The sequence below is a fragment of the Winogradskyella sp. UBA3174 genome, from assembly GCF_002364335.1.
Classification (GTDB): Bacteria; Bacteroidota; Bacteroidia; order Flavobacteriales; family Flavobacteriaceae; genus Winogradskyella.
The window spans coordinates 54,815-69,605 of the sequence record NZ_DEXW01000045.1; the positions used below are offsets into that span (position 1 = coordinate 54,815).

10 protein-coding genes are annotated in these 14,791 nt (G+C 32.5%); 6 read left to right on the forward strand and 4 right to left on the reverse strand.

Translation table 11 applies throughout. From position 1 onward, the window contains the following. Positions 1 to 196 precede the first annotated feature (196 nt). Positions 197 to 3,052: a TonB-dependent receptor gene (locus B2U95_RS08030; protein WP_296314693.1), complete on the forward strand. Its 2,856-nt coding sequence runs from the start codon at positions 197 to 199 to the stop codon at positions 3,050 to 3,052. Positions 3,053 to 3,090: 38 nt separating this feature from the next. Further along, positions 3,091 to 4,293, forward strand: coding sequence for a multidrug transporter (locus tag B2U95_RS08035; protein ID WP_296314696.1), 1,203 nt, complete (start codon positions 3,091 to 3,093; stop codon positions 4,291 to 4,293). 78 nt (positions 4,294 to 4,371) lie between these two features. Here the strand turns inward: B2U95_RS08035 and B2U95_RS08040 are convergent, their stop codons facing one another. Next, on the reverse strand, positions 4,372 to 4,740 hold the full coding sequence (locus tag B2U95_RS08040; RefSeq protein WP_296314699.1) for a toxin-antitoxin system YwqK family antitoxin: 369 nt from the start codon (positions 4,738 to 4,740) through the stop codon (positions 4,372 to 4,374). A gap of 382 nt (positions 4,741 to 5,122) precedes the next feature. Here B2U95_RS08040 and B2U95_RS08045 point away from each other — a divergent pair, with 382 nt between their 5' ends. Both B2U95_RS08045 and B2U95_RS08050 read left to right on the forward strand, forming a co-directional pair. Further along, entirely contained in the window at positions 5,123 to 6,328 is a 1,206-nt protein-coding gene (locus B2U95_RS08045) for a porin (protein ID WP_296314702.1), read from the forward strand. A gap of 78 nt (positions 6,329 to 6,406) precedes the next feature. Continuing rightward, positions 6,407 to 8,728, forward strand: a complete 2,322-nt coding sequence (locus B2U95_RS08050; protein WP_296314705.1) for an inorganic phosphate transporter — start codon at positions 6,407 to 6,409, stop codon at positions 8,726 to 8,728. Between the two features lie 67 nt (positions 8,729 to 8,795). Here the strand turns inward: B2U95_RS08050 and chrA are convergent, their stop codons facing one another. Beyond that, a complete protein-coding gene (chrA, locus tag B2U95_RS08055) occupies positions 8,796 to 9,920 on the reverse strand; it encodes a chromate efflux transporter (protein WP_296314706.1) in 1,125 nt (374 codons plus the stop codon). Between the two features lie 85 nt (positions 9,921 to 10,005). Here chrA and B2U95_RS08060 point away from each other — a divergent pair, with 85 nt between their 5' ends. Together B2U95_RS08060 and B2U95_RS08065 are read left to right on the forward strand one after the other, a co-directional pair. Further along, positions 10,006 to 10,302 carry a hypothetical protein gene (locus B2U95_RS08060; protein ID WP_339614233.1) on the forward strand — a complete coding sequence of 99 codons (297 nt, stop codon included), beginning with the start codon at positions 10,006 to 10,008 and terminating at the stop codon, positions 10,300 to 10,302. A gap of 84 nt (positions 10,303 to 10,386) precedes the next feature. Further along, complete coding sequence (locus B2U95_RS08065) at positions 10,387 to 11,106, forward strand: DUF6503 family protein (RefSeq protein ID WP_296314708.1); 720 nt, start codon at positions 10,387 to 10,389, stop codon at positions 11,104 to 11,106. Between the two features lie 224 nt (positions 11,107 to 11,330). Here the strand turns inward: B2U95_RS08065 and B2U95_RS08070 are convergent, their stop codons facing one another. Both B2U95_RS08070 and B2U95_RS08075 read right to left on the reverse strand, forming a co-directional pair. Next, entirely contained in the window at positions 11,331 to 13,127 is a 1,797-nt protein-coding gene (locus B2U95_RS08070; protein WP_296314709.1) for a ribonucleoside-diphosphate reductase subunit alpha, read from the reverse strand. A gap of 3 nt (positions 13,128 to 13,130) precedes the next feature. Continuing rightward, entirely contained in the window at positions 13,131 to 14,420 is a 1,290-nt protein-coding gene (locus B2U95_RS08075; protein WP_296314711.1) for a ribonucleotide-diphosphate reductase subunit beta, read from the reverse strand. Positions 14,421 to 14,791 lie beyond the last annotated feature (371 nt).

Here is a 14,791-nt window from a genome sequence, read left to right on the forward strand (position 1 = left end):
ATTGATACAGAATCACTTACAAAAACAGCATGCACCGCAGTATAATTTTCAATGTTAACTAATTGTTTCTTCAATCAAAGTCTTGTTAATATTATGCTAACCTTAAACTAACCTTTTTATGACCTAGAGTTAATTTTTGATTAACGCAAGAAAGATATTCCCGACGTTTCTTTGCAGCGCAATACAAATCAAACTAATGAAAAGTTTACACTTTATACTTATATTATTTATTTCAGCATTCTCATTTGCTCAAAACACAGGCTCTATTGCTGGAAAGTTAATTGACAAAGAATACAACGATGAGCCTCTTCCCTTTGCCAACGTTTTAATAAAAGGTACAACTAAAGGAACAACTTCTGATATAGATGGTCTGTATGAACTTAAAGATTTAGAAGTTGGATCTTACGTTTTAATCTTCAGCTTTGTGGGTTACGAAACCCAAGAAATAACAGTAGTCGTTGTCGCTGATAAAGTAACTACTTTAAATGTTCCTATGGGAGCAAGTGCTGCAAGCCTAGATGAAATTGTAATTACTACAACTACACGAAAGCAAAGTGAAGCGGCTTTACTTTTAGACCAAAAGAAAGCTGTAGAAATAAAGCAAAGTATTGGTGCAGAGGAACTGTCTCGTAAAGGGGTTAGTGACGCTGCTGGTGCAGTCGCCAAAATATCTGGTGTTTCTAAACAAGAAGGATCGAGTAATGTTTATGTAAGAGGTTTAGGAGATCGTTATTTAAACACAACAATGAATGGTTTATCATTACCTTCTAATGATGTTAACAAAAAGAATATCGATTTAAATTTATTCTCTTCAGATATTATAGAAAATGTATCTATTAGTAAAGCATATTCATCACGCTTTTTTGGAGATTTTTCTGCAGGTAACGTAGATATTACTTCAAAAGATTATAAGGGTAAAGGCTTTTTCAATTTTACCGTTGGTTCTTCAGTAAATACAAACGCTGCTGACAAAACATTCGTAAGAAGTGAAGGTACAAGTGCATTCGGTTTTTATAATAGATATGATAACAATCCTTTTGCTGTTATATTATCTCATGGTTTTGATCCTCAACAAGGCAATACACCAATAGATCTTTCTTTTAGCACTGCATTCGGAAAATCATTTGATTTCGAAAATGGTTCGCGGTTAAGCTTTTATGGCACAGCTTCTTTTGAAAATGGCTATGAATACAGAAGGGGATCTAACGTAGACTACACAAACGTTGAGAAGAAAGCTTTTGAAGATGCAGAAGAATTTGAGTATTCTACTAAAACAACAGCAATGGCTTCTGTTAATTATAAAATTGATGATAATAACTCGGTTAAATTCAATTCACTTTTTATAAACAATGCTTCAGATAGAGTAGGTTATTTTGGTATAGATGGATCGGGTAGAAACAGAGATGCAATCTTAAATACAGATGAAGGGTTTTATCAAATGAACGTTCAGTTTAATCAAAACCTTATCTATGTAAATCAATTAACTGGTCGTCACAAGTTTGATGATAATTTATTAGATTTAGATTGGGGAATTGGTTACAACGTGGTTAATGCACACGAGCCAGATAGAAAACGTATAAGTGTAGAAAATTATCAATTTGCTTTAGATAATGACAACACCACAACACCAACGTTTTATAGTAATGTAGTTTTTGATAACCAACGCTATTTTCAGAATATAAATGATGAAGAATTTAATAGCAGATTAAACTTAGCTTACAATCCTAACGAAAGCTTAAAGATTAACTTCGGTTTTGCCGGTAGAGCTAAAGAAAGACAATTCGACAATATTAGATACGGTTATGATATTACAAACCCTAACACACCTGTTACCGATGTTAATGCTGTAAATAGTATATTTTCTTTAGATAATTTGAATGTTAGTTCTAATGACAATGGTTTATACAGTATTAGAGTTATTAATAATATTCCAGGCCAAAGTAATACTAACCGACCAGGACTTCCTGAAAATACTTATAATGGTAATTTAGATGTTTTTGCTGGTTATACAAATGCAGAACTAAAAGTAGGTGACAAATGGTTATTTGTTCCTGGTATTAGAGTCGAAGCTATTGACCAAGAAATTTCTTACGATGTAATTAACTTAGGAGCTGCAGGAAAGAATACGATAGGAGCTAATGAAACTGTCTTCTTACCGAGTTTAAGTGTTAAATATGGTATAAACGAAGATCAAAATTTACGTTTCTCTGCAAGTCAGACGATATCACTTCCAGAATTTAAAGAAGTTGCGCCATTTGTCTATGAGGGCATATCTCAACGTATAGGTGGTAACCCAGATTTACTAGGTAGAACTGGTGATATTGCCTACACTAATGTTAATGATGTATCGTATTCTAGGATCTTAAACCTAGATTTAAAATATGAATGGTTTTTAAGTAAAAGCGAAATATTCTCTATAGGCGCTTTTTACAAACAAATAAAAGACCCTGTAAATCAGGTTGTAGCTTTTGACGCTACTGGTACACAACGTTTCTTTAGAACAGGTGAGAAGGCTGAAATCTTAGGTTTTGAAGTTGAATTAAGAAAGAGCATTCTTATGGATGACGAAGAAGAAAACGCTAAACTTTCTGCAGGTTTCAACTTTACTTATATGCATACTAACCAAGATTTATACGAATCTATAATTGGTACTTATAGTGTTAGTTTTAATAAAAGTGAAGAAGAATTACAAGGCGCATCCCCAATTATTGTAAATGCAGATATTAACTACTCGCCAACTTTCGGAAACTATAAACCTACGGCTAACTTAATATTTTCTTACTTCTCAGATAGAATTGATGCTTTAGGTTCGGGACAATTAGGAAATGTTATTGAGAAAGGTATTCCGACATTAGATTTTGTACTTAAGAATAAGTTGAATAATAATATGGAACTAAATCTTGGCATCAGAAACATTTTAAACCCAACTGTACAATATTTAAGAGAAGGTACATCAGTTGGAGATGTATTAGTGACTTCCCCAAATGGTAAAGACATAACAGACTATAAGCGAGGACTGAGTATAGGTCTTCAATTCAAATATAAATTTTAACAAACAAATATTAATTAGAACTTAAATTTAAAATCAAAATGAAGAATAAATTATTTTTAGGGTTAGCAGTTTTTGGAATGCTTTTTAACTCTTGTACATCAGACGATACAGCTGACATCATTATAAATGATAACAGCGTTACAAACAACAATGGTGGTGGCACTAACAACAACCCAGGAACCCTGTTTTTATCAGGCACATATACTGAAGACTTAACACTAGACGCAGACAATACTTACAAAGTAGATGGCGCACTTATTATGACTACTGGTACAACCTTAACAATACCTGCTGGTATGGTTATAGAAGCTGTAGCTTCTGGATCAGATGTTTACATCGCAATATCTAATGGTGCAACAATTATCGCTAACGGAACTGCAAGTAATCCTATTATATTAACTTCAGATTCTTCTGCACCACAAGCTGGTGATTGGGGTGGATTAATTCTTTTAGGTGATGCACCTATTAATTCTGTAACAGGAGCAGCTACTGCAACTTCTGAAATTGCAAGTTTACCTTACGGAGGTACTGATTCTGCTGATAACTCAGGAATCTTAAGATATTTAAGAGTACAATACTCTGGTGGTTCGGCAGACGGTCAATCAGAAAACAATGGTATTTCTTTCTACGGTGTAGGTAATGGTACAACTGTAGAGTACATTCAAGTATTTGAAGGTAAAGATGACGGTGTTGAATTTTTCGGTGGAACAGTAAATGTAGATTTCGTATCTGTAGTTAACGCACAAGATGATTCCCTTGATTGGACAGAAGGTTATACAGGTACAATTACAAATGCACACGTATCTCACGGTGCAGAGCACGATAAAGGTATCGAAGCAGATGGTTACAACACAGATATAGGGAACAACTCTAGCCCAATATTTTGGTCTAAGCCAACAGTAACTAACTTAACAATTGTTGGTAATGGTTCTGGAACAGCTAATGAAGCTATACGATTAAGAGCTGGTTCACAAGGTATCTTCTCAAATATTTTACTAGAAGGTTTTGCTGAAGGTTTTGATTTAGATGGAGATGCTGGAGCAACAAGTTTTAACCCAACAGGAACTGGTGTAATAAACGGTGACTTATCTGTTACAGATGTAACGTTTACAGACGTTACTTTACAAGTAAAAAATGATACTGGCGATACTTTTGCAGATTCAGATTTCTTATCTGGTATTGGTAACGCTACTGGCACTGATTTTTCAACTTGGGGAGCAGGTTGGACTGTAGGGAACTAATAGTCTTAAGAAAATAATTATATACAAAAAAAGCATCCATATTAATGGATGCTTTTTCTATTTTAGAATATGAATGCTTTACTTATTACTACTAGCAACAGATGTTTTAGTATCTTTTTGCCATTCATTAACACTAGCAATTGCATTATTTGTATAATCTACTTCTCTTAAAGTTTTATCTGTCCAATAAAACCATTTGCCGACTTTTTTCCCATTATCATAATTCGCCGAAATACTCTTTTTACCTTCAATGTCATAGCTTAACCACTCACCTTGTAATTTACCATCTAAAGTATAAGCACCTGTTTGGCTTACAACTCCATTGTCGTGATAATAAGTTACGTCAATTAAATTGGTGTCTTTGTTAAGTTCTAGTTGTCTCTCTTGCTGTGCAAAAGATGTAACACTGATTAATAAAGCGAATAAAAACAAGATTCTTTTGTTCATAACTGGGGATTTAAAAATTACATAATACTCAAATATAAAGATTAGTTAATGTTTAAACAACATTTACTTAACATTAATTTTACATTAAACACGTATCTATCTGTTTTTAAGCATTTTAATAAAAACAGGCTACCGATTAAAGTTTAATGATTCGTTAATAATGAGGTTACAATATGATTAAATATCTAATTTATCTTTGTAAGTGTCTCATGAGACATATTAGTTTCGTATAATCTATAGTTTTTGTCGACTAATTATCATGAATTCTAATGACTGCCTTTGGCCAAGGCAGTTTTTTTTGTGTCTAAAAATTTAATGATTTAGAAACATTTAGTTAACATTAAAGTTAGTTATTTGCACTCGACAAAAACGTAGAATTATAATGAAACTTAGAATCACTTTACTCGCATTAGTTATTTGTGCGTTTTACTCAACTAATGCTCAAGAAATTAGTGATACTTCTTTCGGTAAAGGTTTAATCAATTTTGTAGCAAAAGACAGTTCTTTTAGTATAAAATTCGCACCTCGCTTTCAAGTACGTTCAATATCTTCATGGGATTATGATGGTAATCAGTACGGAAGTCCAGAACATAATTTTATAGTTCGTCGTGCTAGATTAAAATTTGATGGTTTTGCTTACAGCCCAAAACTTAAATACAAAATAGAGTTAGGCCTATCTAATAGAGATATCTCAGGCGCTAATGAATTTAATAGAGAAACACCACGATATATTTTAGATGCAGTTATTATGTGGAATTTTTATGGTAACTGGGAGTTATGGGCAGGTCAAACAAAATTACCTGGTAACGTAGAACGAGTAGTATCTTCAGCAAATATGCAACTTGTAGATCGTTCTTTATTAAATAGTCGTTTTAATATTGATCGTGATTTAGGCATTCAAATACGTCATAAAACAAAATTAGGTGGTGATTTTTTATTGCGTGAAAAGCTTTCTTTGTCTCAAGGAGAAGGACGTAATGTTACTGAAGGTAATGAAGGTGGTTTACAATATACTGCCAGATTAGAATTTTTACCATTCGGAACATTTAAATCTAAAGGTGATTATAGTCAATCAGATTTAAAACGCGAAGAGAAGCCAAAGCTAATGATGGGTTTTACTTATAACTACAACCAAAATGCTGTTAGAGAGAGAGGCTTTGCTGGTGATTATATGATTAGAACTGACGGTTCTATTTACGAAACAGATCAAACTACCGTTTTTGCAGATGCCATGTTTAAATATAATGGGTTTTCGTTTATGGGTGAATACGCTAAACGTACAGCAGATGATGAAGTTGCAACAGAAATAGACGGAACTACACCAACAGGAGATATCGTTTTAACAGGTAATGCTTTAAACTTACAAGCTGGTTATTTGTTTAAAAATAATTATGAAATAGCTGCTCGTTTTACAACTGTAAATTATGAAGCTATAACCAATAGACGTCCACAAGATCAATATACACTTGGTGTTAACAAATTTATTGTTGGTCATAAATTAAAAGTACAGTCAGATATTAGTTATACAACTTTAGATGGAAATCAGGATAATATAACCTTCAGACTTGGCTTTGATATTCACTTTTAACCAATAAAAAATAACAATTAGGTAACGTTACACTGAAATTGTATGAAGATATTTGCGAACTTATTTTAATTAAAGATTATGGATAATATTTACCTGTTTATGTTAATTGCCATTACAGTTTTAGCCGTTGCTGATATTGTAGTTGGTGTAAGTAATGATGCTATTAACTTCTTAAATTCTGCTATCGGTTCTAAGGCAATTTCTATGCGAACTATAATGATTGTGGCGAGTTTAGGGATTTTTATTGGTGCTGTATTTTCTAGTGGCATGATGGAAGTTGCACGTAAAGGAATTTTTGTACCAGCCATGTTTAATTTTGAAGACATTATGTACATTTTTATGGCAGTAATGATTACTGACATATTACTATTAGATTTCTTTAACACGCTTGGTTTACCAACATCTACAACCGTTTCTATTGTATTTAACTTATTAGGAGCAGCAGTAGTAATGTCTTTAATTAAAATAACGGCTTCTGACACAAAAACAATTGCTGATTTAGGTACTTATATAAATACTGAAAAAGCTCTTGAGATTATTCGAGGCATCTTAATGTCTGTATTTATAGCGTTTACGGTTGGTGCATTAGTACAGTGGGTTTCACGACTAATATTTACTTTTCAATATGAAACTAAAATTAAACACTTCGGTGCAATATTTGGTGCTGTTTGTTTAACGGCTATTACGTATTTCATCTTCTTAAAAGGACTAAAAGGAACACCTTATTATAAAGATCTTAAAGGGATTGTAGAAGGCAACGAAATTTATATTATCCTTGGTAGTTTTATATTGTGGTTAGGAGTCTCTTTTGCTTTTCAAGCCATAACAAAAAAAACAATACTACTTGTAGTTATCGCTGTAGGAACCTTTGGTTTGGCCTTAGCCTTTTCTGGTAACGATTTAGTGAACTTTATTGGTGTACCAATGGCTGCTTATCATTCTTATGAAGCATGGGTAGTTTCTGGTGTTGATCCTTCAATGTTCTCAATGGAAGTATTAGACAAAAAAGTACCTGCAGAACCACTATTGTTATTTATAGCTGGTACAATTATGGTACTTACATTATGGTTCTCTAAAAAAGCAAAAACAGTAGCTGAAACTGAATTAAGTTTATCTCGTCAAGGAAATACTCACGAAAAATTTCAACCAAATGCATTATCTAGAACTGTGGTAAAAGGATCTTCTGCATTATCAAAGTATTTCAGTGCTGTTGTACCAAAATCAGTTCAAGAAAGAATAGGTAGAAGTTTTGAAAAACCAAATGTCCCAGCTTTAACTAAAGACCAAAGTATTGATGCTCCTGCTTTTGATATGATTAGAGCTTCAGTAAACTTAATGGTTGCAGGTGTTTTAATCGCCATTGCAACATCAATGAAATTACCACTTTCTACGACATACGTAACATTTATGGTTGCTATGGGAACCTCGTTCGCAGATAGAGCTTGGGGAAGAGAAAGCGCGGTATATAGAGTTGCCGGTGTTTTAAATGTTATTGGAGGTTGGTTTGGTACTGCATTTGGAGCATTCATTGCTGCCGGCTTCGTCGTATTCTTAATACAATGGAATCCTTCAGTGATGACACCAATTTTGTTATTATTAACAGGAATTTTGTTATATAGAAATTATAAATCTCATAAAGATGGTATTAACAAGACAGAAGAAGAAGATAGCCTAAAAGCAACTGGTAGTCGTTCTGTACAAGGAGTTATACACGAAAGTGCCAGTAACATATCTAATGTAGTAAAGCGTGGTAATAGAGTTTATTCTAATGCTATTAAAGGATTAGCTAAGCAGGATTTATCTTTGCTTAAAAAGAACAAAAAACAAATTGATAAATTATCAACTGAAGTAGATGACTTACGTGATAATATCTTCTACTTCATCAAAAACTTAGATGAAACAAGTCTTCGTGCAAGTAGTTTTTACATTAATATTTTAGGTTACTTACAAGACATGACTCAATCTCTAGAATATATTTCAAAAGTTAGTCATAAGCATATTAATAACAATCACCAGAAACTTAAGTTTAGCCAAATAAAAGAACTCAAAGAAGTTGATGATGCTTTAGAAACTCTATTTAATGATACAAAGGCAGCTTTCGACTCACATTCTTTTGAGCAAATAGGCTCTATTATTGATCGTAAAAAGGACGTATTAGATTTAGTAACTGATAAGATTGTTAAGCAAGTTTCTAGAACAAGAACTGAAGAATCTAGCCCTAAGAATACAACATTATACTTTGGATTATTATTAGAAACTAAAGATCTCTTAAATGCAACTATGAATCTATTAGAAGAATATCATAATTCGCATGATAGCTCTGTTGAACCTGCAACTATTGCAGTTACGGATGAAATCATTATTGAATCCCAAGAAAAACCCGAAAAAGAAGAAGAATAATTAAATATACTGCTTCTTAAAGATCAAAGCCTTAATTAAAATTAAGGCTTTTTTTATTGCCTTTTTTTTAAAATAAGGTCAATAAAACATATCCTAAAACGGCACCAATTATAATAGTCCATATCGTACTAATTTTAGTTTTAAAAGTTATAAAAACAGCCAAAACTGCTATTAAAATACTCTGCCATTCAATAAGCGTCTCTTTTGCCATTACAACTAATACCGCAAGCATAACAGCAACTGCGGCAACATTCACTGAATCTAAAAAATAGCGGAGTAAAATTGATTTACGCATTCTTGGAATGAATGGACTAAGTATTAATACGAATAAGAATGACGGTAAAAATATTCCTGTTGTAGCTACTAAAGCTCCTGTAAATCCTGAAAGTTGATACCCAATAAAGGTTGAGGTAGATAGAACTGGTCCTGGTGTAAATTGTCCAATAGCAATGGCATCAATGAGTTCTGCTCTGGTTAATAAACCTCGTGTTACCAATTCTGCATCCAAATATGCAAATAACACATAGCCACTTCCATAAAGTATAGCTCCTACTTTTAGGAAAATTAAAAAGAGCTTTAACGTCGATATCTTGGCTATTGTTGTATTTAACCCAAGAAGTAAAAAAAATGGTGATATTGAATTTAGGTTAGAGATAGTTTTTGATTTCAAATAGAAATAGAGCATTCCTAAAACACCTGCGCTTAATAAAGCTACAACTTCGTTAACACCCAAAATACTTACCGCTAAAACTAATACACCAATAATAATCAGCTCAGTGCTTTTAATAGCCTTTTTACCAAGCTTTAATATGGCTGAAGCAATAATAGCCAAAACTGCTGGTTTAATACCGTAAATAAAAGGTTCTACTTCTGGTAATTCACCATATTTTACATACAAGTATGCCAATAATGCAGTAATTAATGTGGCAGGAATAATAAAGGCAATACCTGCTACAAATAGACCTGCTTTACCAGCGCGCTCATAACCACAATGCATAGTCATCTCAGTAGAATTTGGACCTGGAATTAAATTAGTTGCTCCTATTAAATCTAGAAAATAATCTCTAGTCATCCACTTCCTTTTTTCAATGATTTCATCTTCCATCATAGCAATATGAGCCGCAGGACCACCAAAAGCGAAACAACCTAATTTAAAAAATACTTGAGCAACTTCCTTTAATTTAGAATTCATTATAAAAATTTAAACATTAAATGCCCAAAACTAACACTTAATCGTATATAAAACTGTACAACCAATTTAAGCTAAAGTTAATTATATGAAAAAAAAAATAATCCTCTTAGTAACAGCAATTTTATTAAGCTCTTGTGTTTCAAAGAAAAAATACGTGGCCTTAGAACAAGAAAATGGTGAGATTAAAAGTCAACTAACCAAAACAAAAGTAGAGAAAGAAGATTTAGAAAATAAATTCGCGAAGATTCAAAATAGAGTTGATGATTACAATTCAAAAATTAGCTCTCTAAATGAAGATGTAGACGTTTTAAAAATAGAAAATGACATCAAATTAAAGGTTAACGAAGATGGCACTGTTATTTCTAATGCAAGTAAACGGTAAATTATAAAAGCATCCTCCCGTAAAATTCGGCATTGGATGCTTTTTTTGTTTCCTAATGTGTAATTTGTAGAAAAATTAAAACCAATGAAAGCAATCTTAGCATTACTTCTTTTCTGTTTCACGTTTAATAGTATAGCTCAAAATATAACCGCCAGAGCGTTATTAGATAAGTCAATCAGTTATCACGACCCAACTGGTAATTGGAAAACATTTAAAGCCGGCTTTAAGGTTGTAATGACAACACCAGATTCTCCAAAGCGCACAAGTCTTATAAGACTAGACTTACGTAATGAGTTCTTTAGCATCAAAGCCACAAAAGACACCGTAACTACAGTTTATACGGTTAATAAAGGCAAGTGTTACATGGTTTATAACGGTAAAAATATAGATGGCATAGCAGCAAAAGAAAAAAATATGTCTTGCGACAGCGCTACGCTTTATAAAAACTACTATACGTATCTATACGGTTTACCAATAAAACTAAAAGATCCTGGCACTAACCTTGGCGATAAAGTCGAAAAGAGAACGTTTAAGGGTAAAGATTATTTAGTTTTAAAAGTAACTTACGATGAAGCCGTTGGCAGCGATATTTGGTATTTTTATTTTAATCCAAAGACCTATGCTATGGAAGTCTATCAATTCTTTAAAACAGATGATTACGGTAAAGAGAAACCAGAAAGTGGTGAATATATATTACTTTCTGAAGAAGCTGTTGTAAATGGCATTAAAATGCCTAAAGTAAGAGCTTGGTATTATAATAAAGATGATCGGTATTTGGGGACTGATAGTTTGGTTGAAAAGTAAAAGTTCTTAAAAAATTTATTTGCTTTGTCATTCTAATATCCAAGATTCAATGAGGTTAAACTATTTCAACATCATGCACAAAACCAATAAGATTATAACCAAGATTCTGAAACAAAAACCAGAATAACAAATAGTTGAATTTAGAACTAAAAAAGCATCTCAGAAATGAGATGCTTTTTATAATACTTAAATTAAGATTCCTGGCTTCCGAAGGAATTTATTTGTTACCCTTCACAACTTAAACATTCTTTCTTTTGTTTAAATTTCTGTGCAGCATTCATACTGTGTTGGTAGTACAATGATTTAACACCGAGTTTCCAAGCTGTAACATAAAGCTTATTAATGTCTTTGACTGGCATATCTGGATGCACCATAATATTCAACGACTGACCTTGATCTATGTGATTCTGTCTATTTGCTGCTTGATAGATGATTGTCATCTGGTCGATTTCAGAATAGGTTTTAAACACATCCTTTTCGTGATCTGTAAGACCTTCTAGATGTTGTACAGACCCATCATAATCTCTGATGCTTTTCCAAACCTCAACTGTGTTCATTCCTTTTTCCTTTAGAAGCTCTAAGAGATAAGGATTCTTAATCGTCGTTTTTATTTTCGCAATATCTTTTACATAACTATTAGACCAAATTGGCTCAATACCTTGAGATACTTGTCCTAGAATAAAAGCTGAAGATGTTGTTGGTGCTACAGCATTTAATGTTGTATTACGTCTTCCGTATCCTTTTAATACTTCTGGCTCTCCAAATAAATCTGCTAACTCTTTTGATGCTTTATGAGATTTTTCTTCAATAGTCTTAAATATTTCGCTATTTAAATTGAAAGCTTCCTGACTATCAAAACCTAGACTTTTAGATTGTAATAATGAGTGCCATCCTAATGCACCTAAACCTAAAGCTCTATTTTCTTTTGCGAAATTATAGGCTTTTTCCATAAACATAAAAGTTTGCCTATCATCTCTATCTTCAGAATCTCTAAATACTTCTAATTTTGTAACAAATTCTTCTAAAACAGCATCTAAAAAATATACCATTGTTTCAACAGCATCCGTATCTTTCCACTTATCGTAGTGTAATAAGTTTATTGAAGATAACACACATACAAATGACCAATCTTCATTTGTAGGTAGCATTATTTCGGTACACAAGTTACTTGCGTATACTTCGTGATTCTTGTCTTTATAAACATCTGGTGCGTTATTATTCGCATTGTCTTTAAAGAATATATAAGGATACCCTATCTCCCCTCTTCTTTGTAAAACTTTTGCCCAAATTGCTCTTTTATCAGCATCTCCATCAATCATTTCTTGCATCCACTCATTACCGACAGTAACACCATGTGTTAACTCCTGTATTGGATTACCTTCAGTTCCGATTTCTAAAAACTCATTAATATCTTGGTGATCTATTGGTAAATAAGGAGAAAAACGACCGCGTCTTACTGAACCTTGACTTACAACATCTACCATTTTTTCGAAGAGTTGCATAATATGTACAGCTCCCGAAGATTCTCCGTTGTTTTTTACTGGTGCACCTCTGTGTCGCAATTTACCAAAGTAACCAGAAGTACCACCTCCTAGTTTAGACATCATACCTACTTCCGATTGTGTATAAAGGATATCGCCCATATCATCAGCAATATGTGAACCAAAACAACTAATTGGTAAACCACGCTTTTTACCAAAATTAGACCAAACAGGAGATGCTAATGAATAATAGCCTTCTGCCATATAACCGTAGAACTTGTCTGCAAAGCCATCGATTTTTAAGATTTTCTCAGCATTATTAGCTATTTCCCTGATGCGTTCTTCTGGAGATGTATCACCTGTAAGATATCCGGATGCTAAAAATTTACGACTATTTTCTGTTAACCATTTAATTTCTGGTTCTTTATTCGCTTCTTTTATAGCTTCTTTTCTAGCCTTAATTAACTCATCATGGCTAGATGTTTTGGTTGGTTGTTCGTTCACTTTGTTTTCGAGGTCAGGATTAATGTGGTCGTTCATAGTTTAAAATAGGTCATCTCCGGTTACACTTTTTTGTCTTTTTGCATAGTTTATTGAACGCTTCACAAAGAAATCTCCATGCTTTGTTCCTATAATCTCATCGTCAAACCATTCGGTTTGCACTAATAATGTTTCATCTACATCAAATACTTTTTCGATGCCAATACTTTCTAATGAATTATTAAATCTATTTTTAATAAACTCATTTATTACGTCTTTTGGAAGAAATTCTAATTCGCCAGCTTCAAAAATCCAATCGACTAGTTTACTTTCAGATACGAAAGCTTCTCTACATAAATCTCTTACTACAGCGTTGTGCTCATCACCAAACCATGTTGGGTTTTCATCTTTTATAATTCTAATAATATCGATTCCGAAATCACCATGAATCTGCTCTTCTTTTGAAGTTGCTTCAACCACATTAGAAATACCTTTAAGCATATTCTTATGCTTGTTAAAAGCCATAATTATTAAAAACTGGGAGAACAAAGACACGTGTTCTATAAATAGAGAAAATAATAAAATAGACTCTGCGTACTCTTTGTTATCCTCACTTTTTGCATTCTTTAAAGCCGTTTCTAAATAATGAACACGTCTCATTATTACAGGCTTCTTCTTTAAGTTTTTAAACTCATTATTAAGACCTAATACTTCTAATAAATGTGAGTATGCATCGTGATGACGTACTTCGCTTTCTGCAAACGTTGCTCCTACCGATCCTATTTCTGGCTTAGGCATTTTAGTGTAAATTTCTCCCCAAAATGATTTTACTGCAACTTCAATTTGCGAAATAGCAAGCATGGTGTTCTTAATAGCATTTTGCTCTACAATAGTTAATCTCGTTTTAAAATCTTGAACGTCACTTGTAAAATTAAATTCTGAATGAATCCAATACGAGTGTCTTATCGCATCTACATATTCATTTAGTGCAGGATACTCATAAGGTTTTAAATTAATACGCTTTTCAAAAATATTTGTTTTTCTACTTCTAGCTTGTTCGTCTCTATAGAGTATATATGCTTTTGCTACACTTGGAAAAGAGCTTGTCATTAATTTCTCCTCAACAAGATCTTGGACCTCTTCTACGGTAGGTAAATAATTATAGTCGTTTTCTTTTCTTTCTAGTAGTGTTTGTAAAACGTTTACAGAAATTGTATTCGCATCTTCTTTCGTACCATTTCCTACAGACATCATTGCCTTTTCAATAGCGTTAGAAATTTTATTTAAAACAAACGGACTTGTTTCGTAATCTCTTTTAATAATTTGTGTAATCTCTAATTGTTTGATTTCCATATATTTTCAATTTAAAGGCTAAGTTGTCAGTAGAATGATTTTTAATCATTCAAGATTTCGTTAATAAATCCGTAAAACGTTTTATAAATTTTCCTTAATAGGAATAAAAAGAGCAAATTTCTAAAACAGCGAACTCTATTTTATTTTGCCTTCAACAAAGATTGACTTTTGTAGTTAAAAATGAAAGGGTATTTTGCAAACGTTGTCAACAAGTTTTTAACAACGGTTTGAATTGACCATTAACAAAGGATTAATTCGAAAATAGAGTCAACTATTTGATTTTCAATTGTTTAATTTTTTTTTGTTGAATATTATTTTGTAGTCTTTATCCTATTAAAGAAGCCTTAACGTATTGTGTTTATAGGGTATTT

What these genes read in the sequence shown, in the direction of transcription:
- B2U95_RS08070 (WP_296314709.1), bottom strand. Translation starts at nt 13,127, where the DNA reads ATGAACGACCACATTAATCCTGACCTCGAAAACAAAGTGAACGAACAA.
- B2U95_RS08035 (WP_296314696.1), top strand. Translation starts at nt 3,091, where the DNA reads ATGAAGAATAAATTATTTTTAGGGTTAGCAGTTTTTGGAATGCTTTTT.
- B2U95_RS08065 (WP_296314708.1), top strand. Translation starts at nt 10,387, where the DNA reads ATGAAAGCAATCTTAGCATTACTTCTTTTCTGTTTCACGTTTAATAGT.
- B2U95_RS08050 (WP_296314705.1), top strand. Translation starts at nt 6,407, where the DNA reads ATGGATAATATTTACCTGTTTATGTTAATTGCCATTACAGTTTTAGCC.
- B2U95_RS08060 (WP_339614233.1), top strand. Translation starts at nt 10,006, where the DNA reads ATGAAAAAAAAAATAATCCTCTTAGTAACAGCAATTTTATTAAGCTCT.
- chrA (WP_296314706.1), bottom strand. Translation starts at nt 9,920, where the DNA reads ATGAATTCTAAATTAAAGGAAGTTGCTCAAGTATTTTTTAAATTAGGT.
- B2U95_RS08045 (WP_296314702.1), top strand. Translation starts at nt 5,123, where the DNA reads ATGAAACTTAGAATCACTTTACTCGCATTAGTTATTTGTGCGTTTTAC.
- B2U95_RS08075 (WP_296314711.1), bottom strand. Translation starts at nt 14,420, where the DNA reads ATGGAAATCAAACAATTAGAGATTACACAAATTATTAAAAGAGATTAC.
- B2U95_RS08030 (WP_296314693.1), top strand. Translation starts at nt 197, where the DNA reads ATGAAAAGTTTACACTTTATACTTATATTATTTATTTCAGCATTCTCA.
- B2U95_RS08040 (WP_296314699.1), bottom strand. Translation starts at nt 4,740, where the DNA reads ATGAACAAAAGAATCTTGTTTTTATTCGCTTTATTAATCAGTGTTACA.